Source organism: Shimia sp. R9_2 (assembly GCF_017743735.1).
Classification (GTDB): Bacteria; Pseudomonadota; Alphaproteobacteria; order Rhodobacterales; family Rhodobacteraceae; genus Shimia.
The window spans coordinates 247,036-263,223 of record NZ_JAGHRO010000005.1 but is presented as its reverse complement, the minus strand read 5'-3'; the positions used below and the strand labels follow the sequence as shown (position 1 = coordinate 263,223).

The window sequence follows — 16,188 nt, the reverse complement described above, 5'->3', positions numbered from 1 at the left end:
CCTGAGAGCTTCTCATAGGAGCAGGACAGCCTAAAGGGCCTCGCCCTGCTCTATTGCCCCCCTTTACTGGAGAAATCCCATGATCAAGTTCATCAAAAACTTCCGCAAAGACGAAGCTGGCGCAGTCACCGTAGACTGGGTTGTTCTGACCGCTGCCGTTGTTGGCCTGGCCGTTGCAGCATTCACTGCAATCGAAACCACCACTTCCGGCCTGACCACCGAAGCAGCCGCGGCACTGACCTCTGCTGACGCAACAACCAGCACCATCGCAACAACCAGCAGCTCCAACTAATTCTTGAAGAGCGCTCATAGGCCGGGCGCACTGCGATAAGCGGGGCGCCCGGCCTATCAATTTGATGACATCTCAACAGTCGGCGAGGAATTAAATGATCCGTTCTATGAAGTCTTTTAAAAACGATGAAGCGGGCGCGGTCACAGTTGACTGGGTCGTTCTGACAGCAGGTATTATTGGACTTGCGATCGTTGTTTTTGCAGCCATTGAGTCTGCGGCGCGCGCGCCGGTAACAGCTGCAGCGGTGACCCTGAATGCCGCAGACGCGACCAGCGCGGCAGTCCCAACACAGTAAAACTGTGCCTCTGGCACGCTTTTATGGCTGAGCAGGCGTCCAATTTGGTCGCCTGTTTGTTTTTGCCAGTCAGCATCTGGCGCACTTCATACAGAGACGTCACGAAACCTGTCCTTTGGCTCCCTGAATTCGCCACATTTGCCAAGCAATGTCATTCGTGAACCAGTCTGTGCGCCTTCTTTGCACAACGACACAAACACGAGGTGGGACCCATGCGTGGTATCTTTGCAGCCGTGCTGCTTTTCGGTCTGGGGATCGCGGGATTCGCGGTCTACATGGCACAAAACTACATCAAGGAAATCGACAAACAGGCCGAGCTGGCCCGTAAAAACGCGCCGCCAACCGTCGAGCTGGTGGATGGCTTTATTGTCGCGCGCCAAATGAAGTTTGGCGAGAAGCTTGCCCTCAAAGACGTGCGCCGCACCAAATGGCCCAAAGCCGCCATGCCAGAGGGCATGTTCACAAACGCCGATGAGATCTTCCCTGACGGCGACAACAAGCAACGTGTTGTCCTGCGCACCATGGAGAAAGGCGAAGTCCTGATCGCGGCGAAGCTGACCGAACCGGGTCAGGAAGCCGGCATTCGCTCCCGCCTGAAGGAAGGCGAGCGCGCCTTCACCATCAAGGTCGACGTCACCAGCGGCGTGTCCGGGCTGCTGCGCCCAGGCGACCGCGTGGATGTTTACTGGACCGGCGGCGTCGAAAACGACATCTCTCGCCGTGGCGACTTTACCAAGCTCATCAAGCCCAATGTCAAACTGATTGCCGTGGATCAGTCCGTGAACGAAGAAATGGAAGGCGGCGGCATCGCCCGCACCGTGACGGTCGCCGTTGCCAGCGATCAGGTGCCTGCGCTGAACTTTGCGCAAAGCTCTGGCCGCCTGTCTCTCTCGCTTGTGGGCGCTGGGGATGACACGGTCGCCGAAGTGATCGAAGTCGACCAGAAACGCCTGCTGGGCATCGAAGATGCGCCCGAACCGGAAGTGCGCGAGGTGGTTCAGGTAGAGCCGGAACGCGTGTGCTCCATCAAAACACGCAAGGGCGGGAATGTGTCCACCATCCCGATCCCCTGCACAAACTAAACCCGAAACATCAGGCTGGTCAGCGGTTCCAGTCCAATTCAAAGGCGCCCCAGATCGCGGGCGCCTTTTTCTTGTGTGGCCCTAGGCGACACACGTCTAACGGATGGAATGTGTCTGCCTGCACACAGCCCCACACATCAACAAGCCCGCCAAAGTCATTGATTCTTGCAATATTTACCAAACTGGCGCAGAGTGCTGCCAATTGTGGGCAAAAGACCCGCGAACTGAGGCGTGATCGAGAGGCAGGTCACAATGATTATGAGACGACTTATTGGCGCGACCCTTCTGGGCGTTGCCGTTGGGGTTATGCCGCTTATGGCGACCTCCACTGCTGCGGAAAGCCTTCGGGTGGTGCGCAGCGGTACAAACTCTTCACTTGGCGTGCCGATGAACCGCGCCGTTGTGGTGGAAAGCGACGTTCCCTTTGCAGAGCTCTCAATTGCCAATCCGGCAATTGCAGATATCTCTTCCCTGTCGGACCGCACAATCTATGTGCTTGGCAAATCTCCGGGGATCACAACGCTCACCCTGCTTGATGCAACCGGCAGGCTGATCACAAATGTCGAGGTTCAGGTATCTCCTGACCTCAGCGAATTTAAAGAGCGCCTGACCCAAATTCTCCCCGACGAGAAAATCGAAGTGCGCTCCGCCAATGATGGCATCGTCCTGTCGGGCACAGTCAGTTCTACGCAACGCCTTCAACGCGCCCTGGATCTGGCGGAGCGTTATGCGCCAGAGCGTGTTTCAAACCTTTTGGTTGTTGGTGGCGTACAGCAGGTCTTGCTGAAAGTGCGGTTTGCCGAGATGCAGCGCAGTGTGTCCAAGGCTTTGGGCACCAGCCTTCAGATCTCCGGCTCAGGTGACATTATCGAAACCGGTCAATTCCTGTTGCCTCCTGCAGAAGGAGGAGGCGTCCAAGTTTCGACTGGCTCCACCGGCGCTGGCCTATTTAATCTGGACATCGGTGCATTCGAAGTGGGCGTATTGATTCAGGCCCTGGAGCGCAAAGGTCTGACACGCATGTTGGCAGAGCCCAACCTGTCAGCACTCTCCGGGCAAGAGGCCAGCTTCCTTGCGGGCGGCGAATATCCCGTTCCCAGCCCCGGTGAAGACGGCGAAGTCAGCGTCGAATTCAAGCCGTTTGGCATCGAGTTGAACTTTATACCACGTGTGGTCGACGGCGATCTGATCAATCTGGAACTGGCAACAGCTGTCTCCGCTCTGGATACAGCAAACGGCATCGTGGCTGGCGGCCTTAACATCGCGGCCTTCACACGTCGCGAAGCCGCAACTACCGTTGAACTCCGCGACGGGGAAAGCTTTGCCATCGCAGGCCTGTTGGAAGATGACTTTCTTGACAACAATGCCCAGGTGCCTTGGCTCGGCGACATCCCTGTTCTGGGCACCCTGTTCCGCAGCGCCGACTATCAGCGCTCACAGTCTGAACTGGTGATCATTGTAACAGCCCATCTTGTAACCCCCACCCGTGGCGAAGCGCTTGCGCTGCCCACAGATCGGATCAAGCCACCCACAGAGCAGGAACTCTTCCTCTTTGGCCATGTGACCAGCAATACCAAGAAACAAACCGGTGCTGCGGGTGAAGTGGCGAAGCAGGATTTCAACGGCTCTTACGGCTACGTGATGGATTAAGGGAAGGACGCGACATGTTGAAGAAACTAGCAATCCTCACTCTTTTCCTCGCAGCCGCCTGTTCTGACGGCGATAATAGCGCCGTGCCGTCTTGGTTCCGCGAAGCTGGCTCCGTCGTTGACAGCGGCACATTTGGCCAGGCCACCGTCAATAACCTCGGCATCCAGAATGGCGATCAAAGCTACGTCCTGAGCCTCGCCAACCGTTTCGCCGAAGAAGTGCCGGATATGGTGAACTTCCGCTTTGACAGCGCGGAACTTGACGAACAGGCCCGCGCAATCCTGCGCCAGCAGGCAGTCTGGATCAAACAGTTCCCTGAAGTGCGCTTCAAGGTCTATGGCCACACAGACGCGGTGGGCTCCAGCGCTTACAACAAACAGCTCGGCCTGCGTCGCGCACGTGCCGTTGTGACCTACCTCGGCTCACAGGGCATCGGCACCGATCGGCTTGAAGCGGTTGTCTCTCTCGGCAAAACCCAGCCTCTCGTCGTAAGCCAGGGCCGCGAACGCCAGAACCGCCGGACCGTGACCGAAGTTACAGGTTTTGTGGATCGCCACCCCACCGTGCTTGACGGAAAATACGCCCAGATTGTCTATCGCGAATACGTGAACAGCGCCCTCCCGACGACGGCAATTTCCGGCCTCGCGGTCTCTGGTGGCGGCGAATAACGCAAAGCGCCCAAAGACGCTAATAAAACAACACCTTACACAAAGTCGGCCCTTGGGTCGGCTTTGTTTTATTTGGGAAACGATCCCCGCCCCACCCGCTGATCGTCGCACAATTCCGCACAATTTCGGCTTTTTGGCCCCAATGTTGCCCCAGTTGAGGGGGATGTTCGTTCTTGAGGCAAAGTGCCCTTGCGAAGATTCGCGGCACTGGGGGCTTCCCTGAAGTCCAAACGCTGAACGAGGTGGGCACCTCTGCACAACATCACGCGCGTCAAGCGCAAGCGAACTAGAGGCTGAATATGAGTAGCGAACCGCTGCAAACTGATCAAAGTCCGATCCTGGCATGCACAATTTGCCGGGATGTGCAGAATTTTGAGCTTCTGATCGTGGACATGGAAGAGGCACTTGGGGAGCAATGGGGCGACCTGGGGTTTGAAGACGCGCTTCCATTCATGGAGCAACCGGATGCCGAACATCTGGAATTCATTGCTCTGGCGATTGATGACATGGATGAAGACGCGCTGGACGAGCTGACAGCCATCATCACAGAGGCACGCAATCGCAATATCCGCACGCTTCTGATTGCAGAGGATGTTACGCCCGCGTCCCTGCACCATTTGCTGCGCCACGGCGCTGACGAATTCATTCCCTACCCGCTGCCACCGGGCGAGCTTCAGGCCGCCATCGAAAAGCTGCGCACCACCACAACCGCCAAAGCCGCTGGGCCGGAAAGCAAAGTCACCCTGTCAGCCTCCTCGGAATCCCGCGAAGGCGTTTTGATCGCCGTGCATGGTCTTGCAGGCGGCACCGGCGCGACCACTCTGGCCACCAATCTCGGCTGGGAACTGGCAACCATTGGGGACACAACGCCAAGCGTCTGCCTGGTCGATCTCGATCTGCAGTTTGGCACCATGTCCACCTACCTGGATCTGCCCCGCCCGGACTCGGTTTTTGAATTGATCACCGATACCGAAAGCATGGACAGCGACAGCTTCGGTCAGGCGCTGCAGAAATACGAGGACATCCTGCATGTGCTCACCGCGCCCGCAGACATCATTCCGCTGGATCTGGTCGGCCCTGAGGACATCGAGCGGGTGCTGGAAATGGCGCGCAAGCACTATGACTACGTGATCGTGGACATGCCCTCAACGCTTGTGCAGTGGTCCGAAGTCGTTCTGCAGGCGGCCCATGTCTACTTTGCGACCATGGAAATCGACATGCGCTCCGCCCAGAACGCAATGCGCCTGAAACGGGCTTTGCAGGCCGAAGATCTGCCATTTGAAAAGCTGCGCTACGTGATGAACCGCGCACCGAAATTCACTGATCTGGCGGGCAAAAGCCGCGTCAAACGTCTGGCCGAAAGCCTGAGCATCTCCATCGACCTGCATCTGCCGGACGGCGGCAAGCAGATCGCGCAGGCCTCAGACCACGGCCAGCCCCTCGCGGTCTCAGCGGCCAAAAACCCGCTGCGCAAGGAAATCGCCAAACTGGCCACCAGCCTGCATGCGCTCGATCAATCTGACGACAAAGCTGCCTAAAGAGGGATCACCCCATGTTCTCCCGCTATAAAAAAGCCGACGCCAAGCCCAGCGCCGCAGTCGCCCAAAAGGCGGCCGCCGCGCAGAAAAAAGCTGCAAAGCCTGCCCCCACGGCCCCAGCGCCGGAAGCTGCGGTCGAAGCCAAAAAGATCATGCGCCGCCCGATGGCGCAGCAGGCCGCTGGCGAAGTGGTCGCGGGCGATAAGGAACGCCGCCGCAAGGAGCGGCTTGGGGAAATCAAACTGGAGCTGCACCGCGAGCTTCTGGACAACTTGAACCTTGCCGCGTTGGACAAAGCCTCCGAGCGGGAACTGCGCTCGGAAATCACGGCGATTGCCACCGAAGTGCTGCAGGAAAAGGCCATTGTCCTGAACCGCGAAGAGCGCACGACGGTCTTTCAGGAACTGTATGACGAGGTCACAGGCCTTGGTCCACTGGAAACCCTCCTGCAGGACGAAACCGTCAACGATATTCTCGTGAACGGCCCCAAGCAGATCTTCGTGGAACGCGCCGGCAAGCTGGAGCTGACCGATGTGGTGTTCAAAGACGAACGCCACCTGCTGCGCATCATCGACAAAATCGTCTCCGCCGTGGGGCGCCGGGTGGATGAATCCAACCCCTATGTGGACGCCCGCTTGGCCGATGGCTCGCGTTTTAACGCCATGGTCTCCCCGATTGCGGTGGATGGCTCGCTGGTCTCCATTCGTAAGTTCAAAAAAGACAAACTGGGCATCGACGATCTGGTGCGTTTTGGCGCTTTTTCCGAAGAAATGGCCGCCTATCTTCAGGCCGCTGTGGCCACGCGTCTCAATGTGATTGTGTCCGGTGGTACAGGTTCCGGTAAGACCACCACGCTCAACGCGCTCAGCTCCTTTATCGACAACGCCGAACGCATCCTCACCATCGAGGATACGGCGGAACTTCAGCTGCAGCAGACCCATGTGGGCCGGATGGAAAGCCGCCCGCCCAACGTGGAAGGCAAAGGCGAGGTCTCCCCGCGCGACTGTCTGAAAAACGCGCTGCGGATGCGTCCTGACCGCATCATCGTGGGCGAGACCCGTGGCGAAGAAGTGATCGACATGCTGCAGGCCATGAACACCGGCCACGACGGCTCCATGACCACGATCCACGCCAACAACGCGCGCGATGGTATCTCCCGTCTGGAAAACATGATCGCCATGGCCGGGATCGAAATGCCGATCAAAGCGGTGCGCAGCCAGATTTCTTCGGCGGTGAACCTGATCGTGCAGGCCTCCCGCCTTCAGGACGGCTCGCGCCGGATGACCTCCATCACCGAGATCACCGGCATGGAGGGCGACGTGATTTCCATGCAGGAAATCTTCCGCTTCCAGCGCACCGGCTTGACGCCGGAGAACAAGATTATCGGTCACTTCACCGCCACCGGCGTGCGCAGCCACTATTCCGAGCGCTTCCGCCTCTGGGGCTATGACCTGCCACCTGAAATTTACGAACCGTCTGCGGGGTAAGACGACATGCCATTCTCACCCGAACTCATTGTCTACGGGCTTATCTTTGTGGGTGTCTTCGTTTTGGTCGAAGGCATCTACCTGACTGTTTTTGGCAAATCCATCAGCCTGAACAGCCGCGTCAACCGCCGCCTTGAAATGCTCGACAAGGGCGCCAAGCGCGAAGAGGTGCTGGAACAGCTCCGCAAGGAGATGAAACAGCACACCGAAAACCGTGGCATCCCGCTCTATTCGGTGCTGGCTGAAAAGGCCCAAAAGGCGGCCATCGCTTTCTCGCCCCAACAGCTGATCCTGATCATGGTCGCGCTCACCATCTTTGCCTTTGTGGGTCTCTCCGTTGGCACGGAAACAGGCACAGTGACCCGCGCCGCCATCAGTGTGATGATGGGGGTTGGCGGCGTCTTCACCTGGGTGTCGATGAAGGCCAACAAACGCATCTCTCTGATCGAAGAGCAGCTGCCTGACGCCATCGAACTTATGGTGCGCAGCCTGCGGGTGGGCCACCCGTTCTCCTCCGCCATTCAGATCGTGTCCAAGGAAATCGAAGACCCGCTGGCCACCGAATTTGGCGTGATCGCCGATGAGGCCGCCTATGGCCGCGACATGGGCGACGCGCTCAAGGATATGGCCGAACGTCTGGACATGCAGGACATGCGCTTTCTGTCTGTGGCCGTGACCATCCAGCAGCAATCCGGTGGTAACCTCGCAGAAATCCTCGCCGGCCTGTCCAAAGTGATCCGCGCACGTTTCCGCCTGTTCCGCCGCGTGAAAGCCATCACCGCCGAGGCGAAATGGTCCGGCAAATTCCTGTCCGCCTTCCCGGTTCTGGCGCTGATCGTGATCAACGTGATGGACCCGAACTACTACGACGAAGTCAAAGACCACTGGCTCTACATTCCCGGCTGTATCGCCGTGGGCATGTTCCTTGGCCTGAACCTCATCGTGATGAAAATCCTGACCAACATCAAAGTTTGAGGAGAAACCACTATGACCACTATGGAAGCCTTGAACCTGATGTTGACCGACATGATCGGTCCCCAAGGTCCCCTTCTCGCTGTTCTGGTGCTTGGCGGCTTCTTTGCCCTGCTGGTTTTTGCCATGATGGTCGCCCGTCAGGATGACCCCATCGAAAAGCTCAAGCGCGCACAAAGCGGCAAGACAGACACCAAGAACTCACAACAGGACAAGCTGCGTCGCAAGGCCGCCAACGCCAAACTCGACAAATACAAAGCCTTTCTGGAACCTCAAAGCGAAGAGGAACTGAGCTCTGTCCGCCTCAAACTGATGCAGGCAGGCTACCCCTCCCGCGACGCGGTGCGTGCCTATCACTTGGCACAGTTTCTTCTGGGCATCGGCGGTCTGATCTTGGGTGTGAGCTACTTCATTTTTGTGAAGCAAACCCCGGAATCCAGCACTACCGATATGATGCTCTGGACCCTTGGCCCCGGTGCGGCAGGCTACATGCTCCCGAAATACTGGGTGACCCGCCGCGTTGAAGAGCGCAAAGAGGAAATCACCGCAGGCTTTCCCGACAGCCTCGATATGATGCTGGTATGTGTGGAAGCCGGTCAGTCGCTTGATCAATCTATCGTCCGCGTTGCGGCCGAGTTGCGCGCCTCCTATCCGGCGCTCAGCCAGGAATTTCAGATCGTCGCGCAGGAGATGAAAGCCGGTAAGGACAAATCTCAGGTGCTCTCTGACATGGGCGAGCGTTGCGGCGTGCAGGATGTGTCCTCCTTTGTGACCGTGCTGATCCAATCGGCCACCTTTGGTACCTCCATCGCCGAGGCCCTGCGGGTCTATGCCGGGGAGATGCGTGACAAACGTGTGATGCGGGCGGAAGAGGCGGCAAACAAGTTGCCAACAAAGATGACATTGGCCACAATGATGCTCACAGTGCCGCCGCTGTTGATCATTCTGGTCAGCCCATCCGTGATCGGGATCACGCAGCTCGGCCAATAAGGCAAAACGAGCAAAAACAAAAAGATGACAGGTTTTCGGGCCTGCGCCCTTATCGCAGCATTTTCACTGGCCGCCTGTGACACGGGCGGCCTTGGGGCGTCCAAAGACAGCCCCTATGCGCCCGCCGTGGACCGCTCTGAACCAGCGGTCGACGGTTTGCTTGTGGGCTGGCGCCTGATGGATGCGGGCGAATACGAGCTGGCCATGGACGCCTTTGTGCGCGCCGCCGTGGATCAGGGCCGCACGCCCGAGGTGATCTCTGCTGTTGGCACTGCCAATCTGGTCATGGGGCGTCTGGGACAGGCGGAAACAATGCTGCGCGAGGCCACGCAGGCAGACGACACAAACCCCGAAACCTGGAACAATCTCGGCGTTGCGCTGATGGAACAGGGCAAAAACGCCGAGGCCGAACAGATCCTCAGACGGGCCTATGCGCTGGACAATGGCGAAAGTGACGCAATCCGGGATAATTTGCGCTTAGCGCTCGCAAAATCGAATCAACCCAGCTATGCTGACGAAAAACCACAAGAATATAAGTTGGTTCGACGGGGCAGCAGTGACTATCTCATCCGTCAGACACCATAGTTGAAGGCACGAGCAGCAAAGGACGCAAAAATGCGCCATACTGTGTTGGGGTCGATCTGCGGGCTAAGCTTGGCTGTTTTGGCAGCCTGCTCCGATAGCGACCAAGAGAGCGTTGAGCGCGCGATTCAGGACGTGAACGCGCTGGATGAAAGCAACCTGTCAGATGTGATGCTGACGGTGGCGGATCCAAACGAAGGCATTGCCTATTTCCAACGCACGTTGAACGACAACCCTGACCGCATTGATATTCAGCGTGGTCTGGCGGTGTCTTATGTGCGTGCCAAACGCTTCACCGAGGCCGTCCCGGCCTGGACACGTGTCACCAAACACAAAGAGAGCACCGCAAACGACCGCGTTGATCTCGCCGATGCGCAGATCCGCGCGGGCCAGTGGGACGCAGCCGAAAAGACGCTGGACAGCATTCCTCCCACCCATGAGACCTTCAAGCGCTATCGCCTTGAGGCCATGATTGCGGACAGCAATCAGGAATGGAACCGCGCCGACAGCTTCTATGAAATCGCCGTTGGCCTCACCACCCGCCCCGGCGGTGTGATGAACAACTGGGGTTACTCCAAACTGACCCGCGGCGATTATGCCGAAGCGGAACGCCTGTTTGGCGAGGCCATCCGTCAGGACAGCACACTTTTCACCGCCAAGAACAACATGGTTCTCGCCCGCGGTGCGCAGCGCAAATACACACTGCCTGTTGTGCCCATGGTGCAAACCGAGCGCGCGCAGCTGCTGCATACATTGGCGCTTTCAGCGATCAAGCAGGGCGACACCGAAACCGGCAAGGTTCTGCTGCGTGAAGCCATCGAAACGCATCCGCAACACTTTGAGGCGGCGGTCCGTGCACTGGATGCACTTGAGCGCGCCTAAGGCTTTATAAAGATGCAGGTTTCCAGCAGTTTTGCGCTATGGTCGCTGATCTTGGCGCTCCCGATTTGCCTGTATGCTTTCTATGTCGACATGAAGTTCAAACGGATCAGCAACATGACCGTTTGGGCACTCTTTGCCGTCTTTGTTGTGGTCGGCCTCGCCTCCCTGCCGCTGATGGATTTTGTCTGGCGCTTCGCCAATTACGCGGTGGTCTTTGCCATCCTCCTGCTGATGTGGATGCTCCGGCAGATGGGGGCTGGCGACGTGAAAATGGCCGCTGTTGGTGCGCTTTTTGTGCACCGCGCAGACGCGGGCGACATGATGTGGATTGCCTTTGCCTCTCTCATCGCCGCCACCGTTGCCACCCTGATCGTGCGCTTTACACCGCTGCGCAAACTTGCGCCTGACTGGGCCGCATGGCGGCTGAAACCCTCGGCCGACGGCGTGGCAGTGGGCAAAGGCGATCAAATGACCCTGCCCATGGGCACCGGCATCGGCCTGATGCTCTGTACATACCTCCTGCTCGGCGCTTTTTACGGCCAGTAACACCGCGATCTGGCGAAGGCGCTTTTTGCAAGCCGCTGTCTGTGCAAGCTTCACCTTCGCGGCTTGATGCGGCCCAAAAAACGCCACCTTTTGATTGTCTATGAGATGGAAACAGCAATGGGGCCAGCCGTGGCCCGATTAGGAGCGATCCATCCATGAATATGCAGACCACCAATGTGATGGCCCCGCCGCCCCCCAAGCGGCTCGAAGACATGCAACTGCCTGTTGTCATGATGCGGGACATTCTGCTGAAAACCATCTTCCGCAAAAACGTGGACATGGTCACCGCAATCGCCAAGGCCGTCTGCCTACCCATCGCCGTCACCCAACAGCTGGTGGATATGGCGCGCGAACAGAAGCTGCTTGAGGCCACCGGAACACTCAACGCCAACAGCGGCAATGAAATGGGCTATCAGCTCACCGATGCCGGCAAATCCCGCGCCATGGATGCGCTGGCCCAGTCCGAGTATTTCGGCGCCATGCCTGTGCCGCTCGAAGTCTACCGCGAGCAGGTCAAACGCCAATCCATCCGCAACATCCAGATCACCCGGGACCAACTGACCAACGCCATGGGGCATCTCATCCTGCCCCCCACCCTGCTGGATCAGTTGGGACCGGCTGTGGGCTCCGGCCGTTCCATCCTGATGTATGGCCCTCCGGGCAACGGTAAATCCTCGATTTCCAACGGCATTCGCGACGCGATGGGGGATAAGGTCTATGTGCCTCACGCCATCGAATACGCCGGTCAGGTGATCACCGTTTATGACCCGATTGTGCACTCCGCCGCCGAAGCCGAAGAGCAGGACATGTCGAGCCTGCGCCGCACCGCGCGCTTTGACAGCCGCTATGTCAAATGTGACCGCCCCACCGTGATCACCGGGGGTGAGCTGTCCCTTAGCATGCTTGATCTGGTCTACAACCCAACCGCGCGCACCTATCAGGCGCCTTTGCAGCTGAAATCCAGCGGCGGCATCTTCATCGTGGACGACTTGGGCCGTCAGGAAGAACCGCCTCAGGCGCTCGTGAACCGTTGGATTGTTCCGCTTGAGGAAAGCAAAGACATCCTTGCCCTGCAGTCCGGTGAGAAATTCGAGGTGCCTTTTGACACACTCGTCATATTCTCCACCAACTTCCACCCGAATGAGATCTTTGACCAAGCGGCGCTGCGCCGGATCTTCTACAAGATCAAAATCGACGGCCCGAGCCAGGAAAACTTCCTGAAAATCTTCGCACTTGTGGCGAAGAAAAAAGGTCTGCCGCTGGACGAAGCCAGCCTCGTGCACCTGCTAAAAACCAAATACCCCACGATCGACAACACCTATGCGAACTATCAGCCGGTGTTCCTGATCGACCAGATGATTTCCATCTGCGAATTTGAGGGCATTCCCTACCAGATGCGCCCCGACCTCATCGACCGCGCCTGGTCCAATATGTTTGTGAAAGACGAGCACATTGTGAAGTAACAGGCCCCATTGCCAAAGACAGTCTCAGGGGGACCAGCTGTGCTGCGCCCCCTTTTTCTTTCCTCCGCCAAAGCCTACATTGCGGCCATGACGCCCCTCGCCCGCCTTTTCGCCCTTCCGGTCAAAGCTTACCGGCTGATTTTCAGCCCATGGGTGGGGTTTAACTGCCGCTATCAGCCCACCTGTTCCGCCTATGCGCTGGAAGCTTTGGAAAAACACGGCGCGGTCAAAGGCAGCTGGCTCACCCTGCGCCGCATCGGGCGCTGCCATCCGCTCGGCAGCTCAGGCTATGATCCGGTGCCGGACGGCAAAGACGACAAACACTGCGGCTGCTCAAAGTCCTGAAACCCGCCGATTTCTGCCGCGCGCGCGTGATGCTCTGGACAGGCCCAGCCAATCTACCTAGAGCTGTGGCATCACCCATTGATTTGTTTGGAGTTTTCCCATGCGTTTTTCACGTCTTCTCGCGGCCTCATGTGTCGCCGCACTCGCCGCTTCCGCCAGCTATGCGGATAAATTTATCGGCTACGGCGCCATTGAGGGGTGGAATGTTCACATCGACACCGAAAAGAAATCCTGCCTTGTTGAGACCAAGGATCAGCTCGACAACGTGATCCAAATGGGCCTGACCAAAGATCGCGGCATCGGCTACATCGGCGTGTTCACCACGGCCGAGACCGACATCAAGCGCGGCGACAAAGAAGCGGTTGGCATTTTGCTTGGCGATGAAATCTATGTTGGCGAAGCCACCGGCATGCGCGGCAATATCACCAAAGGCTACAGCGGCGGCTACGTCCTGACCGACAACCCCGCTGTTTACGAGGCCATCCGCCGCGAGCAGACCATGATTGTCTTCCCGGAAAAACACTACAGCTTCACAGTTGATCTGACCGGCACCGCCAAGGCGCTCGATCTGGCGCGCAAATGCAACCAAGAGCAAGTTCAGTGAGCCGCTCAGCACGCAGAAGCAGCGGTGCCTGACGCCTGACATCAAAGGCGTAAGACACAGAGCCGAATGGTTAAGAATGGGATCGCCCGTTAGGCGGTCCCATTTTTTTTCACACCTCTGTCGCGCAAAAGCTCACTAAAAAACCAATCTTTTGTGCAGCTTTGAGGCGCACCTTAAAAAACAGGGCCTTTGACTGCGAATCTCAGCTTGCGCCGCATGACTCTCCTGTGGATAACTTTGGGGACAGATTGACCTTTGCCCAAGACTTCGCATAAGGCGCACATGCTTGATGATCTCGATGATATTCACCCGCTTTTTCATGGCGCGCCTTCTTCCGCTAGTTTCAAGAAGTTGCGCAAACGAATCGTACGCCAAACCCGTGAGGCAATCGAACAATACGGTATGATTGAGCGCGGCGCGCGCTGGCTTGTGTGCCTCTCCGGCGGCAAGGATTCCTATACCCTGTTGGCTATTTTGCATGAATTGCAGTGGCGCGGCCTTTTGCCGGTCGAGCTTCTGGCCTGCAATCTGGATCAGGGCCAGCCGGGCTTTCCCGCAACCGTGTTGCCCGAATTTCTGGAGCGCATGAAGGTTCCGCACCGCATCGAATATCAGGACACTTATTCGATCGTGAAAGACAAAGTTCCGGCCGGTCGCACCTATTGTGCACTGTGTTCACGTCTGCGCCGCGGCAACCTCTACCGCATTGCCCGCGAAGAAGGCTGCAGCGCCGTGGTTCTGGGGCACCACCGCGACGACATTCTGGAAACATTTTTCATGAACCTCTTCCACGGCGGGCGACTGGCGACCATGCCGCCCAAATTGGTTAACGAAGAAGGGGATCTTTTTGTCTACCGCCCCCTCGCCCATGTGGCCGAAGCCGATTGCGAGAAATTTGCCAACGCGATGAACTACCCCATCATTCCGTGTGATCTCTGCGGCTCGCAAGACGGGCTTCAAAGACAGCAGGTCAAACAGATTTTGGACCAATGGGAGGCCAACAGCCCCGGTCGTCGGCAGGTGATGTTCAAGGCCCTCACCAACGTGCGGCCCAGCCACATGATGGATCCGAACCTCTTCGATTTTGCCGGTTTGATGCGTGATCCGGTAAAATTTGAACAAAATTCCGACAGCATTCCTAAGCTGCGTTAACGGATCACTTAAGAGAATCGATAAGAGTAGTTCGAGTTTTATGCCGCACGGGAAACGTCAAATGCAGTCAAAGCTGGGACAGCTCTTGGAATCGCTTCGTGCATTCTGGGTTCAGGAGTCTCATGTCCGGCAAGCGCTTCCGCTTGTCGTGCCTTTGGCGACTCTGGCGGCATGGTTCATCTTTGGCGAGATCGGCCTGCTGATCTGCGCCTTCCTGCTGCCGCTGCCGTTTCTGGCCTTCTCGCCGTTTTCCGAAAGCACCAAGCGCCGCGGCCGCAGTGAAACAGACGGGCTGACCGGCCTGCTGACCAGCACGGGTCTTGAGCACAAGATGCAGGACAAGATGGCGACGCTGGAACACGACGGTCGTGTGACCGCCTGTTTCTCCATCAAGATCGACAACTTTGCCCGCCTGCGTGAAAACCACGGCGATCAGGCCGCCGAAGACGTGCTGCGCAATGTCGCCAACCGCCTCAAATTCGCCCTGCGCTCTGACGACATGGTGGCCCGCTCTGGTGATGCGGCTTTTGTTGTCGCGCTGGCGCCTGTGGCCTATTTTGATGTCGAAAGCGGCATCCAGATGGCCACCCGTTTCCAGACCGCTTTGGAAGAGCCGGTGCCCCTGCAGATGGCCTCCATCTATGTCAGCGTGTCCGTGGGCTTCTGCCTGTCCTCACGTCTGAGCCGCCCAACCGCGACAGCGCTCGTCCAGGCCTCCGAAATGGCCATGAACGAAGCACAGCTCACCGGTGCCTCCAACATCCGCGCCTATTCCACGGATATGGGCCGCAAGGTGATCTCCCGCCGCAAAACCCAAAGCGAAGCAGCCCGCACCCTGCAACGCGACCAAATTCGCGCGTGGTTCCAGCCGCAGGTCTCCACCGACACCGGCCTTGTAACCGGTTTTGAGGCGCTGGCCCGTTGGGAACACCCCGAACGCGGCATCCTCGCGCCCATCCAGTTTCTCGACGTCCTGCAACAAACCGGCCAGATGAGCCAGCTTGCCGACCTAATGCTGCGCCAATCCCTTGATGCACTGCGTGCTTGGGATGATGCGGGCTACAGCGTGCCGGTCGTGGGCGTGAATTTCGCAGGCGAAGAGCTGCGCAGCCCCACTCTCGTGGAGCGTATCCAGTGGGAACTCGACCGCACCGAGCTTTTGCCTGCGCGTCTCGGCATCGAAGTGCTGGAAAGCGTGGTGGCTGGTGCACCTGACGATATGGTTGTGCGCAACCTTGAAGCCATCTCCGCCCTTGGCTGCTCTGTGGATCTGGATGATTTTGGCACCGGCCACGCCTCCATTTCCTCGATCCGCCGCCTGCCGGTGAAACGCATCAAGATTGACCGCTCCTTTGTCACCAATGTGGACCGTGATCAGGAGCAGCAGCGCATGATTGCGGCGATTGTCACCATGGCAGAGCGTCTGGGCCTCGAGACCCTGGCCGAAGGCGTGGAAAACTCCGCGGAACACGCCATGCTGGCGCAGCTCGGCTGTTCTCACGTGCAGGGCTACGGCATCGCCCGCCCTATGCCGTTCCATGAGACCCTGAAATGGATGGCCGCCCATCAGGAAAAAATCGGCCCGGCCCTCCAGATCGGCAACAAACCGAGCTGATCTGCGCGCCAACAGCCACGCGCCA

Annotated in this window: 17 protein-coding genes; all 17 read left to right on the top strand. The window is 58.1% G+C overall.

The window, feature by feature from the left end:
- Window positions 1–79 precede the first annotated feature (79 nt).
- The 17 genes from J7400_RS14430 to J7400_RS14350 all read left to right on the top strand — a co-directional run bounded on the left by J7400_RS14430 (window position 80) and on the right by J7400_RS14350 (window position 16,163).
- Window positions 80–292 (top strand): hypothetical protein, encoded by a 213-nt coding sequence (locus J7400_RS14430; RefSeq protein WP_209064500.1) that lies wholly within the window; start codon window positions 80–82, stop codon window positions 290–292.
- A gap of 94 nt (window positions 293–386) precedes the next feature.
- Entirely contained in the window at window positions 387–587 is a 201-nt protein-coding gene (locus J7400_RS14425; RefSeq protein ID WP_209064498.1) for a hypothetical protein, read from the top strand.
- Window positions 588–799: 212 nt separating this feature from the next.
- Window positions 800–1,669, top strand: coding sequence for a Flp pilus assembly protein CpaB (cpaB, locus tag J7400_RS14420; RefSeq protein ID WP_209064495.1), 870 nt, complete (start codon window positions 800–802; stop codon window positions 1,667–1,669).
- Window positions 1,670–1,921: 252 nt separating this feature from the next.
- Window positions 1,922–3,319, top strand: coding sequence for a type II and III secretion system protein family protein (locus J7400_RS14415; protein ID WP_209064493.1), 1,398 nt, complete (start codon window positions 1,922–1,924; stop codon window positions 3,317–3,319).
- Window positions 3,320–3,333: 14 nt separating this feature from the next.
- On the top strand, window positions 3,334–3,987 hold the full coding sequence (locus tag J7400_RS14410; protein ID WP_209064491.1) for an OmpA family protein: 654 nt from the start codon (window positions 3,334–3,336) through the stop codon (window positions 3,985–3,987).
- A 299-nt stretch (window positions 3,988–4,286) separates the two neighbouring features.
- Window positions 4,287–5,525: an AAA family ATPase gene (locus J7400_RS14405; RefSeq protein WP_209064489.1), complete on the top strand. Its 1,239-nt coding sequence runs from the start codon at window positions 4,287–4,289 to the stop codon at window positions 5,523–5,525.
- A gap of 14 nt (window positions 5,526–5,539) precedes the next feature.
- On the top strand, window positions 5,540–7,012 hold the full coding sequence (locus tag J7400_RS14400; protein ID WP_209064487.1) for a CpaF family protein: 1,473 nt from the start codon (window positions 5,540–5,542) through the stop codon (window positions 7,010–7,012).
- Between the two features lie 6 nt (window positions 7,013–7,018).
- Window positions 7,019–7,987 (top strand): type II secretion system F family protein, encoded by a 969-nt coding sequence (locus tag J7400_RS14395; protein ID WP_209064485.1) that lies wholly within the window; start codon window positions 7,019–7,021, stop codon window positions 7,985–7,987.
- Between the two features lie 12 nt (window positions 7,988–7,999).
- Entirely contained in the window at window positions 8,000–8,974 is a 975-nt protein-coding gene (locus J7400_RS14390) for a type II secretion system F family protein (protein ID WP_209064483.1), read from the top strand.
- A 24-nt stretch (window positions 8,975–8,998) separates the two neighbouring features.
- Window positions 8,999–9,559: a tetratricopeptide repeat protein gene (locus J7400_RS14385; protein WP_209064481.1), complete on the top strand. Its 561-nt coding sequence runs from the start codon at window positions 8,999–9,001 to the stop codon at window positions 9,557–9,559.
- A 30-nt stretch (window positions 9,560–9,589) separates the two neighbouring features.
- A complete protein-coding gene (locus tag J7400_RS14380; protein ID WP_209064479.1) occupies window positions 9,590–10,438 on the top strand; it encodes a tetratricopeptide repeat protein in 849 nt (282 codons plus the stop codon).
- A gap of 12 nt (window positions 10,439–10,450) precedes the next feature.
- The gene (locus J7400_RS14375) at window positions 10,451–10,984 is read left to right on the top strand and encodes a prepilin peptidase (protein ID WP_209064477.1); all 534 of its coding nucleotides are present in this window, start codon (window positions 10,451–10,453) and stop codon (window positions 10,982–10,984) included.
- Between the two features lie 155 nt (window positions 10,985–11,139).
- Window positions 11,140–12,447 carry an ATPase gene (locus tag J7400_RS14370; RefSeq protein WP_209064475.1) on the top strand — a complete coding sequence of 436 codons (1,308 nt, stop codon included), beginning with the start codon at window positions 11,140–11,142 and terminating at the stop codon, window positions 12,445–12,447.
- 87 nt (window positions 12,448–12,534) lie between these two features.
- On the top strand, window positions 12,535–12,792 hold the full coding sequence (yidD, locus tag J7400_RS14365) for a membrane protein insertion efficiency factor YidD (protein ID WP_209064523.1): 258 nt from the start codon (window positions 12,535–12,537) through the stop codon (window positions 12,790–12,792).
- A 100-nt stretch (window positions 12,793–12,892) separates the two neighbouring features.
- Window positions 12,893–13,396 carry a hypothetical protein gene (locus tag J7400_RS14360; protein WP_209064473.1) on the top strand — a complete coding sequence of 168 codons (504 nt, stop codon included), beginning with the start codon at window positions 12,893–12,895 and terminating at the stop codon, window positions 13,394–13,396.
- A gap of 282 nt (window positions 13,397–13,678) precedes the next feature.
- Window positions 13,679–14,548 (top strand): tRNA 2-thiocytidine(32) synthetase TtcA, encoded by an 870-nt coding sequence (gene ttcA / locus J7400_RS14355; protein ID WP_209064470.1) that lies wholly within the window; start codon window positions 13,679–13,681, stop codon window positions 14,546–14,548.
- A gap of 61 nt (window positions 14,549–14,609) precedes the next feature.
- A complete protein-coding gene (locus J7400_RS14350; protein ID WP_209064468.1) occupies window positions 14,610–16,163 on the top strand; it encodes a bifunctional diguanylate cyclase/phosphodiesterase in 1,554 nt (517 codons plus the stop codon).
- Window positions 16,164–16,188 lie beyond the last annotated feature (25 nt).